Source organism: Sphingomonas parva (ex Maeng et al. 2020), assembly GCF_004564275.1.
Classification (GTDB): Bacteria; Pseudomonadota; Alphaproteobacteria; order Sphingomonadales; family Sphingomonadaceae; genus Allosphingosinicella; species Allosphingosinicella parva.
Genome location: NZ_SPDV01000016.1, coordinates 58,477 through 67,922 on the forward strand (window position 1 = coordinate 58,477; position 9,446 = coordinate 67,922).

The 9,446-nt window shown below is 64.0% G+C and carries 11 protein-coding genes; 4 read left to right on the forward strand and 7 right to left on the reverse strand.

Annotation, left to right across the window (positions count from 1 at the left end; all coding sequences use genetic code 11):
- Nucleotide 1 precedes the first annotated feature (1 nt).
- Together E2493_RS10005 and E2493_RS10010 are read left to right on the forward strand one after the other, a co-directional pair.
- Nucleotides 2-709, forward strand: a complete 708-nt coding sequence (locus E2493_RS10005) for a PepSY domain-containing protein (protein ID WP_135086290.1) — start codon at nt 2-4, stop codon at nt 707-709.
- A complete protein-coding gene (locus tag E2493_RS10010) occupies nt 706-1,449 on the forward strand; it encodes a PepSY domain-containing protein (RefSeq protein ID WP_225421342.1) in 744 nt (247 codons plus the stop codon). Before E2493_RS10005 ends, E2493_RS10010 begins: the two co-directional genes overlap by 4 nt.
- 124 nt (nt 1,450-1,573) lie before the next feature.
- On the opposite strand, the gene E2493_RS10015 is transcribed toward E2493_RS10010, so the two are convergent.
- The 3 genes from E2493_RS10015 to E2493_RS10025 all read right to left on the reverse strand — a co-directional run bounded on the left by E2493_RS10015 (nt 1,574) and on the right by E2493_RS10025 (nt 2,628).
- Nucleotides 1,574-1,948 carry a bleomycin resistance protein gene (locus E2493_RS10015; protein ID WP_135086292.1) on the reverse strand — a complete coding sequence of 125 codons (375 nt, stop codon included), beginning with the start codon at nt 1,946-1,948 and terminating at the stop codon, nt 1,574-1,576.
- A 132-nt stretch (nt 1,949-2,080) separates the two neighbouring features.
- A complete protein-coding gene (locus E2493_RS22185; protein WP_135086294.1) occupies nt 2,081-2,302 on the reverse strand; it encodes a GDCCVxC domain-containing (seleno)protein in 222 nt (73 codons plus the stop codon).
- On the reverse strand, nt 2,302-2,628 hold the full coding sequence (locus E2493_RS10025; RefSeq protein ID WP_225421343.1) for a hypothetical protein: 327 nt from the start codon (nt 2,626-2,628) through the stop codon (nt 2,302-2,304). The genes E2493_RS22185 and E2493_RS10025 overlap by 1 nt, the downstream gene beginning before the upstream one ends.
- 157 nt (nt 2,629-2,785) lie before the next feature.
- Between E2493_RS10025 and E2493_RS10030 the strand changes: the two genes are divergently transcribed.
- Nucleotides 2,786-3,193, forward strand: a complete 408-nt coding sequence (locus E2493_RS10030; RefSeq protein WP_135086298.1) for a MerR family transcriptional regulator — start codon at nt 2,786-2,788, stop codon at nt 3,191-3,193.
- 64 nt (nt 3,194-3,257) lie between these two features.
- Here the strand turns inward: E2493_RS10030 and hutH are convergent, their stop codons facing one another.
- Nucleotides 3,258-4,802: a histidine ammonia-lyase gene (gene hutH / locus E2493_RS10035; RefSeq protein WP_135086300.1), complete on the reverse strand. Its 1,545-nt coding sequence runs from the start codon at nt 4,800-4,802 to the stop codon at nt 3,258-3,260.
- Entirely contained in the window at nt 4,799-6,481 is a 1,683-nt protein-coding gene (gene hutU / locus E2493_RS10040; RefSeq protein WP_225421345.1) for a urocanate hydratase, read from the reverse strand. The genes hutH and hutU overlap by 4 nt, the downstream gene beginning before the upstream one ends.
- A 177-nt stretch (nt 6,482-6,658) precedes the next feature.
- On the opposite strand from hutU, the gene hutI reads away from it, so the two are divergent.
- Entirely contained in the window at nt 6,659-7,867 is a 1,209-nt protein-coding gene (gene hutI / locus E2493_RS10045) for an imidazolonepropionase (protein ID WP_135086304.1), read from the forward strand.
- On the opposite strand, the gene hutC is transcribed toward hutI, so the two are convergent.
- Nucleotides 7,864-8,550 carry a histidine utilization repressor gene (gene hutC, locus E2493_RS10050; RefSeq protein WP_263854075.1) on the reverse strand — a complete coding sequence of 229 codons (687 nt, stop codon included), beginning with the start codon at nt 8,548-8,550 and terminating at the stop codon, nt 7,864-7,866. The genes hutI and hutC overlap by 4 nt on opposite strands.
- Nucleotides 8,551-9,070: 520 nt before the next feature.
- A partial coding sequence (locus E2493_RS10055) for a transposase (RefSeq protein WP_191992985.1) occupies nt 9,071-9,446 on the reverse strand: 376 nt, incomplete at its 5' end.

Sequence of the window (9,446 nt, forward strand, 5' to 3'; positions counted from 1 at the left end):
GATGACGGCAATCCGCTGGCCGCTCCTCGTCAGGAGAACCCACAAGTGGCTGGCGCTATTCGTCGGCATCCAAGTCGTGCTGTGGACGGTGACCGGCTTCTACATGGTCACAGTCCACATCGACTACATCCACGGCGATCACCTCGTTCGCCCGGCACCAGGAGGCGCCTTTAGCCCCTCGAACCTGGTGAAACCGACCGAGGTGGTCGCCAGCGTACCGGAAGCGACGGAGCTTCGGCTTCAGCGCCTCCTTGGAAAGCCTGTCTGGCGCGCAGAGACCAGCAAGATGCCGGTTCTCATTGACGCCCAGACAGGCACCAAGCTCGCGCCCCTAACTCAGGCCCAAGTCGAGGCGGCTGCGCGGAGCGTCTACACCGGCGATCCGACGATCGTCTCCACGAAGCTGCTGACCGAGGCACCGCTCGAGATGCAGACCCGCAAGCCGCCCTATTGGCAGGTTGAGTTTGCCGGCTGGAATCGCCCGACCCTCTACATCTCCCCGACTACCGGCGAGCTGATTTCCCGCCGTCACGCCTTGTGGCGGGTCTTCGACGTCGCCTGGATGCTGCACATCATGGACTATGACGAGCGCAGCAACGTCAACAATCCGCTTCTCCGGGTTGCGACCTGGAGCGCCGTGGCCATGGCGTTGAGCGGCGCCTGGCTCCTGTTCTGGTCCATTCGCTGGCGGAAGAAGAAGAAGGCATGAAAATGGAGTCCCTCGCGCGCAGGAAGCCCTTCTTCACGCCCCTCCTCTTCCGGAAGATCCACAAGTGGGTCGGCCTCATCCTCGGCCTTCAGTTCGTCCTGTGGACGATCAGCGGTGCCGTGATGGCCCTCCTCGACATGGAGAAGGTCGGCGGGCACGCTGCGGCGCCGAGTGCCGCAAGCAGCAGCGCCTGGCCTGCGACCTTGGCGCCGCCGCCGCTGCCAGGCCCGGTCGACGGGCTACTCCTGCGTCGCGTCGTCAATCGTCCGGTCTACGAAGTCACCGATCGCTCCGGCGTTCGCCTGCTCGATGCGCAGACCGGGCAGCAGGTCACCGTCGACAGGACGCTCGCCGAGCAAGTGGCCCGCTCGGCTTACCACGTCTCGGCGCCGCTGAAGCAGGTCACCCGTCTCGAGAAGGCGAACCTCGAAGCGCGCGACCACGCCGGACCGATGTGGCGGCTAGATTTCGCGGATGCGGACAACAGCAGCAGCTACGTCTCGGCGGTGACGGCCCGCCCCCTCGTCACCCGCTCCGACACCTGGCGCACCTGGGACTTCGTGTGGATGCTCCACAACATGGACTATGTGAACCGCAAGAGCTTCAACCATCCGCTGATTATCTTCGTCGCCTTCGGCACGCTCTGGCTGTCGCTGACCGGCTTCTATCTCCTTTTCAAGAGCTTCCGCCGGCGTGAGTTTCGGTGGGTGCTGGGGCCTTGGCGGCCAGAGGCGCGCTAGCGCTCGCCGCATTTTTCACCAACTCCGCCCGGTCCGTCATCCCCGGGCCGGGCGGAACTGCATTTATCAGGGCCGCCATCCTAAGCTCTGGTCTCAGCGCCAGTGTCGCAAGGATCCGCTTTGCTCAGGCCGCTTCTGACGAGCGATCCTGAAGGCAGCGGATCAAGTTTCCGTCCGGATCGACCATGTAGAAGATTCGTAGACCCGGCGCCTCCTCATGAGGCGCCCCGATGCGAGGCGTCGCCCAGCAGCTGTCGGAAAGGCCGACGTTGGAGAAGGAGTTGTAAAGGCCCTCGAGGTCGCCCACCCGGATGCAACAGCTGGCGATGGTCTTGAGGGGATCTACGTCGTGCAGGAAAAATTCCAGCGTGATCGGTCCACGATGCAGGATCATCCAGCCATCATCCCTGAAACCAGTCTCGAAGCCGAGGGCCGCGTAGAAAGCAGCCGTTCGCTCAAAGTCGGCGCTGGGAAGATTGGGTGTCGCCCGGTCCGCCAAGGTAACCCTCCACTCCTGCCTGCGGCTGCAGCTACTACAAACAGCACCGTGCGAGTAGAGCCGGCAGCGAAGAGGTGGGATCGCTGAACGGCTTTGCACGACGCCTCCCGAGATCGTCGAAGACGCAAGTTGTCACCCGGAGCAGCAGCTGGGCGCGCCAGTCTCCCGAGCTTCTTGGATCGGCGGGCAAGGCACATCCGCATACGAGCAAAACACGCAGCAGTCGCCCTTCAGCGGACGAAGCACCGCGCCGCAATGCTTGCAGTCGTAAAAGAACTGGCACGCGTCCGTCGGCATCGTCTCCGTGGAGACTCCGCCACACTTGGGGCAGGTCAAGGTCGACCTCAGCTGCATCACGCGCCTCCGAGGGCACGCATCAGCGGTGCCTCGATGAGACCCCAGCAGACCGAGATGGCAACGACGACGGTCGCCAGAGAGAGGAGGATGAAGGTGCTTCTAGCCGGCGGCGCCGTCGTGCAGGTGGCGTCCCGAGCGCAGGCTTGGCGTTTGCGAAGATAGAGGAACCATCCGGCGGCGACAGCGACAATGGCAGCGATCGTCAGCGGCCAGTGAAAAGGCACGACCGACGAGAGCCCGGCGGAGCCGACGCCGATTGCGGCAAGGCCGAGCGGCAGGATGCAACAGGCAGCTGCGGAGAACAGAGCCGCAACGCTGGCCACGGTGCCAAGGGCGGCGACGCCCCGATCCGCACTGATGTTTGTGAGCTGCCCAGGATTGCTCCGGGGCATCGTGTGTTCAGTGCGCAAGCTCTCTTCTCCAGGCCGATTCGACCGCTATATGGATCCTGTAGTAACTACAGGATCAAGCGGAGAATTGATGGGCAGCTTCACCATCGGCCAGCTCTCCCGCAGAACCGGCGTGAACATCGAGACGATCCGCTACTTCGAGAAGGTGGGCCTCGTCCCGTCGCCGCCGCGCACTGAAGGCGGTCACCGCATCTATGGCAACGATCACCTGCGTGCCCTTGGCTTCATCCGCCGAGCTCGTGAACTCGGTTTCACTCCAGACGAGGTTCGCGGCATCCTCGCTCTTGGCGGTCCCACTAACGCCTGCTGCGACGAGGTTCGAGAGATCGCCTCACGGCACCTCGAGACTGTGCGAAGCAAAATGGCGGATCTCGCTCGGCTCGAGACGCTGCTCGCCTCCACGATCGACCGCTGCTCTGGGGATCACGTCCCAGGCTGCGCCGTAATCGACATGATCGAACGAGAGCCGAGGGGATGACTCGAAGATGCCTCTGAACGCGATATCAACCTGGATCAACATCCATTTCCCGCTACAGGCGCATCTAGTGCCGTCCAGACTGCGCTGAAGGCATGATCCCTGCGACCAGTTTCTGCAGCGAGCCGGCCAGGACTAGAGCTGAGGCAGCTGCGAGGTCGGGAGCGATATACCGATCGGCCTCCCAGTGCGCCGCGATGCCACGAACGGCGGCATGCGCCTCCTCGAGCGGCGCTGAGCTCTTCAGAGGACGACTGAAGTCCACACCTTGTGCGGCAGCGAAAAGCTCGATGCCCACCACGCCCGCGGCGTTCTCCGCCATATCGAGGACACGACGAGCCGCATGAGTGGCCATGGACACATGGTCCTCCTGGTTCGCCGATGTAGGAATCGAGTCGACGCTGGCGGGGTGGGCGAGCTGCTTGTTCTCGGAAACGAGAGCGGCGGCCGTCACTTGGGCGATCATGAACCCCGAGTTCACCCCGCTGTCGCGGACCAGGAAAGCAGGGAGGCCGCTCATCTTTGGGTCCACCAGAAGAGATGTACGACGCTCGGAGATGGAGCCTATCTCCGCCAGCGCAATCGCCAGCTGATCAGCGGCGAAAGCAACAGGTTCGGCGTGGAAGTTCCCGCCCGAAAGGATGTCTCCGTTGTCGGCGAACACCAGAGGATTATCGCTGACGGCATTCGCCTCGATCTCGAGCAGCCCCGCCGCCGATCCGATGAGATCAAGGCATGCTCCCATGACCTGCGGCTGGCAACGCAGGGAATACGGATCCTGGACCTTTGCGTCGTCCTCTAGATGGCTCGCACGGATTGCGCTTCCGGCCAGAAGACGCCTCAGCTGCTCTGCGACGACAATCTGCCCCTTTTGCCCGCGAAGCGCATGGATGCGCGCATCAAACGGCGTGTCGGATCCGCGCATCGCATCGACCGACATGGCCCCGGCGACAAGGGCACTCGCGAAGACGTTCTCCGCCGCAAAAAGACCGGCCAATGCGAGGGCTGTGGAGACCTGGGTGCCATTGAGGAGAGCAAGCCCCTCCTTCGGGCCAAGGACGAGAGGCTGAAGACCGCAAAGCTCGAGCGCCACGGCGGCGGGCATCCGCCTACCCTCGTAGATCGCATCTCCGACACCGATGAGCGTCGCCGAAAGGTGCCCCAAGGGTGCCAGATCTCCCGAAGCGCCAACGGAGCCCTTAGCGGGGATGATCGGCGTGATGCGATGGTCGAGGAGCGCGATCAACGCTTGAACCACCTGGCGTCGGACGCCCGACGCACCGCGCGAAAGCCCGACGATCTTGAGAAAGATGATCAGGCGAACGATGTCGTTCCGCAGCGGCTCGCCGATGCCGGCCGCGTGGCTCAGCACGAGGTTGAGTTGCAACTGCTCCAGCTGGTCTGGCGCGATCCGCGTGTTGGCGAGCAGCCCGAAGCCCGTATTGATGCCGTAAGCTGTCCCGCCGCTCTCGATCAGCGCCCTGACGACACGAGCGCTCGCATCGATGCCTGCCCAACGCTCCTCGGACAAGGTTACCGTCACTGGCTCGGCGAGCACTGCCCGGAGGGTGCGAAGGTCGACCGGCTCATTCGCGAGGTGAACGCTCCTCACGGGCGCTGCCCCGCCGACGGCAGATCGAGCCCCTGCTCGCGCGCGCAGCTGATCGCCTCATCGTAGCCGGCATCCGTATGGCGCATCACGCCGGTGGCGGGATCGTTCCAGAGCACCCTTCCGATCCGGCGGGCAGCATCCTCGGTGCCGTCGCAGACGATCACCATCCCGGAATGCTGGGAAAAGCCCATTCCGACGCCGCCACCATGGTGCAGCGAGACCCAGGTCGCCCCACTGGCGGTGTTCAGGAGAGCATTGAGTAGCGGCCAGTCAGAGACGGCGTCCGAGCCGTCCTGCATCGCCTCGGTCTCGCGGTTGGGGCTGGCCACCGATCCTGAGTCGAGATGATCCCGGCCAATGACGATGGGGCCCTTGAGCTCACCAGAGGCGACCATCTCGTTGAACTTCAATCCGATGCGATCCCTGTCGCCGAGACCGACCCAGCAGATCCGCGCCGGCAACCCTTGGAAGGAAATCCGTTCCCGAGCCTTGTCGAGCCAGTTGTGAAGGTGAGCATCGTCGGGGAGAAGCTCCTTTACCGCTTGATCGGTGCGATAGATGTCCTCCGGATCGCCCGAGAGAGCGACCCAGCGGAAGGGCCCGACTCCGCGGCAGAACAGCGGCCGGATGTAGGCAGGCACGAAGCCGGGGAAGGAGAAGGCATCGTCAACCCCCTCCTCCTTCGCCACCTGGCGGATGTTGTTGCCGTAGTCGACGACCGGGACACCCATCCGCCACCAATCGAGCATGGCGGAAACGTGCGTCGCGATCGAAGCTCGCGCCGCGGCCTCAACCGCCTTCGGCTCACTCCTCCGCTTCGCTTCCCACTCCTCCACGGTCCAGCCGACAGGCAAATAGCCGTTCGTCACATCATGGGCAGAGGTTTGATCGGTCACGATGTCCGGGCGAATGCCGCGGCGGACCATCTCGGGCAAAATCTCCGCCGCGTTACCGAGGAGCCCGACCGAGGTTGGACGCTTCGAGGCGATCGCCTCCTCGATGAGCATCATGGCTTCGTCGAGCGTCTCAACGGCAACGTCGAGATACCGGGTCTCGAGCCGCTTCTCGATGCGGGAGCGCTGGCACTCGATTGAAAGAGAAGTTGCTCCAGCGAGGCTGGCTGCGAGGGGCTGCGCGCCGCCCATGCCTCCCAGGCCGGCAGTCAAAATCCACCTGCCGGAAAGGTCGCCCCCGAAGTGCCGGCGGCCCATTTCGACGAAGGTCTCGTAGGTGCCCTGAACGATGCCCTGGCTCCCGATGTAGATCCACGAGCCGGCAGTCATCTGGCCGTACATCATCAGCCCGGCCCGATCGAGCTCGTTGAAGTGATCCCAGGTCGCCCAGTGCGGCACCAGGTTCGAGTTCGCGATCAAGACGCGCGGTGCATCGGCATGCGTCCTGAACACGCCCACCGGCTTGCCGGATTGCACGAGGAGCGTCTCGTCAGCCTCCAGCCGGCGCAGTGTCGCTACGATGGCGTCAAAGGCTTCCCAATTCCGCGCCGCCTTGCCGATACCACCATAGACGACGAGGTCTTCTGGACGCTCGGCAACATCCGGGTCGAGATTGTTCATCAGCATGCGCAAGGGGGCTTCAGTGAGCCAAGACTTAGCGCTCAACTCGCTGCCGCGAGGTGCCCTGATAATGGCGGGACGAGACTGATCATCGCTACGGGCCACAGTGCCTCCTGGTCGGTCGCATTGCTGCGACTTTCGTGTCCGGTGATGGGCTGCGCCGGGGCGAGACCCTGATTGGGAGAGCCGCACCACGCCGGTTGGCCGACCGACGCGATTCCCCTTTACCTGTATAGACATGTCAGTATCGCTGCGTTTTGGCAATACGAAAGGGACTCACGCATGGAATCGCCCGACCTGATCCTCCGGAACTGCAGCGTGGCCACGATGACGGGCAGCGGCTACGGTGCTGTGCGCCAGGCAGCGATCGTCATCCGCGACAATCGATTGATCTGGGTTGGCGCCGAGACCTCCCTTCCTTCCTCCTTGTCGGGGGACGAGGTCGACCTGGCCGGTCGCTGGGTCACGCCGGGGTTGATCGACTGTCATACCCACCTCGTCTTTGGCCGCAACCGGGCTGACGAATTCGAGATGCGCCCCACAGGGGTCAGCTACGAAGAAATCGCCAAACGCGGCGGTGGTATCGCTTCCACGGTCGCCGCCACTCGAGCCGCTTCGATGGAGGAACTGATCGACGCAGCTCTTCCGCGGCTGCGCCGCCTCCTGGCGGACGGTGTGACCACGATCGAGATCAAGAGCGGTTATGGTCTGGACGTGGAAAACGAGCTGAAGATGCTCCGAGCGGCACGGGCGCTCGGGTCACAGATGCCGGTTCGGGTGCAGACCACGTTCCTCGGCCTCCATGCTCTTCCGAGGGAATATGCCGATCGTCAGGACGCCTATGTCGACGTCGTGGTTGGGGAGATGCTGCCGGCGATTGCCGAGGAAGGTCTTGCCGACGCCGTCGATGCCTATGTGGAGAAGATCGCCTTTTCACCCGCACAGGCCGAAAGGTTCTTCGAGGCAGCGGCATGCTTTGGTCTGCCGGCAAAAGTTCATGCAGACCAGCTGTCAGCGAGCGGCGGCGCCAAGCTCGCCGGGCGGCTGAGAGCCCTCTCGGCCGATCATGTGGAACATGCCGACGAAGCGTCCGTCACTGCAATGGCTGACGCAAATGTGACCGCCGTGCTCCTCCCCGGCGCCTACCTTTGCATGCGCGAAACCAAGAAGCCTCCGATCGAGCTCCTGCGGCAGCACCAGGTGTCGATGGCGGTCGCAACGGACTGCAACCCGGGAACATCGCCAATGCCCTCGCTCCTTTTGGCGATGAACCTCTCGTCGACGCTGTTCGATCTCGCGCCGGCGGAGGCTTTGGCCGGAGCGACGCGAAACGCCGCCAAGGCCCTTGGACTGACCGATCGAGGAACGATCGAAATCGGCAAGCTCGCGGACCTCGCCGTGTGGGATATCAGCGGGCCGGCAGAATTGAGCTACTGGACAGGACACTCTCTCCTGCACAGCCGATACGTCGGCGGGGAGAGAGCGTCCTAAGCGACCGTGAACGTGTCGTTGAATTCGAATCGCGAGCCCGGATGGGTAAGGCGAGCGTAAGAGACGACCCGCGATTTGCTCCACGTCTGGCGGATGTTGAGCAGCGCCGGCTCGCCATCCTTCATCTGCAGAAGCTCGCGCGCTCTGCCGTCCGGCATCACCGCCCTGACCGTATGGTCGACCCGCTCGAGCGGCGCGACCTTCGTCAGATACTCGTTGGGGGTCATCTGCGTAAAATCCCGCGTGCCGTATTCCGGCGCCGCGGCTGCGAGCACGAACCTCTCCTCGAGCTGGATCGGCAGGCCCGCCTCGTTATGCACGATGATCGAGTGAAAGATGGGGGTTCCGAGCGCAACGCCGAGCAGCGGTGACGTTTTGCGGTTCGCCTTCTCGGATGCGTTCTGCACCACAGTGGCACTGTATTCGTGCCCCCTCGAGCGAATCTCGTCCGCGATGTTCCGGATCTGGATGATCTGGCTCTGCGGGGCCGGCTCAGCGACGAACGAACCGACGCCAGGCAGGCGAACGATGATGCCGGAGTTCTGAAGCTCCCGAAGAGCCCGGCTCGCAGTCATCCGCGAGACCTTGAACTGGTCCACGAGCTCGGCCTCGGAGGGGAGACGATCGCCGGGCTTTAGCTCTCCGCTTGCGATGCCCTTCACCACGAACTGCTTGATCGCCACGTAGCGCGGCTCGGGAGAATCCTCGCGAGCCGTCACCCTCATGCTATTCGCATCTGCCATGCATCCATCCACCCGGTACCCTAGCCGCTTCTTTACAGCATCTTGTATAGACAAGCCTAGCAGGTTCAAGGAGGTGCAGGAACCCGTTAGCGGATCAACCTGGCCTGCCCATGAGCGTCCGCTTACAGGAAGATCGCCGGCAGCCTCAAACGTCTGCAAGTGTGAAGGATTTCGGGCGCCGGCAGGCGTATGAAATCCTCCAATGTAGGAACCCGCGGGTGCGGGGCACGGCGCTATGGGGTTTTGAGATTCCGGCGGCTGACAGCGGCTCGGCGCCGGATGGTCTGGCGTAGCTCGGCGGCAGCGAGAGCATCGGCTTGGCGGGCCAGCGGCGGCAGGATTTGGCCTCGCGATCGGTGTTGGAGGCCTCGGCTGACCCCCTCCGCGGCGAAAGGGACGACTGGGGCGGTCGGCTGGAGCGCTACTGCAGCAGCCTCAAGGTGGAGCAGGCCGTGCCGGGTCACGGCGCCGTCTTCGCGGCAAGCGCGATGGTCCGCGGCGGCGGTCGCTTCTGGCGCCAGCGCTCGAAACTCTCGATGATGCGCATCCGTCCGCCGCAGCAGGGACAGGGCGGCAGCGGCACGGGCCGATCCTCTGGCGGCGGTTCGGGCGGCGGTGCCGCTGCGAGTAGCTCGCGAGCGCGGGCGATGCTGTCCTTGCGGGTGGCGCTGGCGAGCAGGCCATAGTGACGGATCCGATGAAAGCCGCGCGGCAGGACGTGGAGCAGGAAGCGGCGGATGAATTCGTCGGTGCTGAGCGTCATGGCGCCGTAGCGCTCGGCGCCGTTGCGGCGATAGTCCTTGTAGCGGAAGCGGACGCCATCCTCGTCGAAGGCA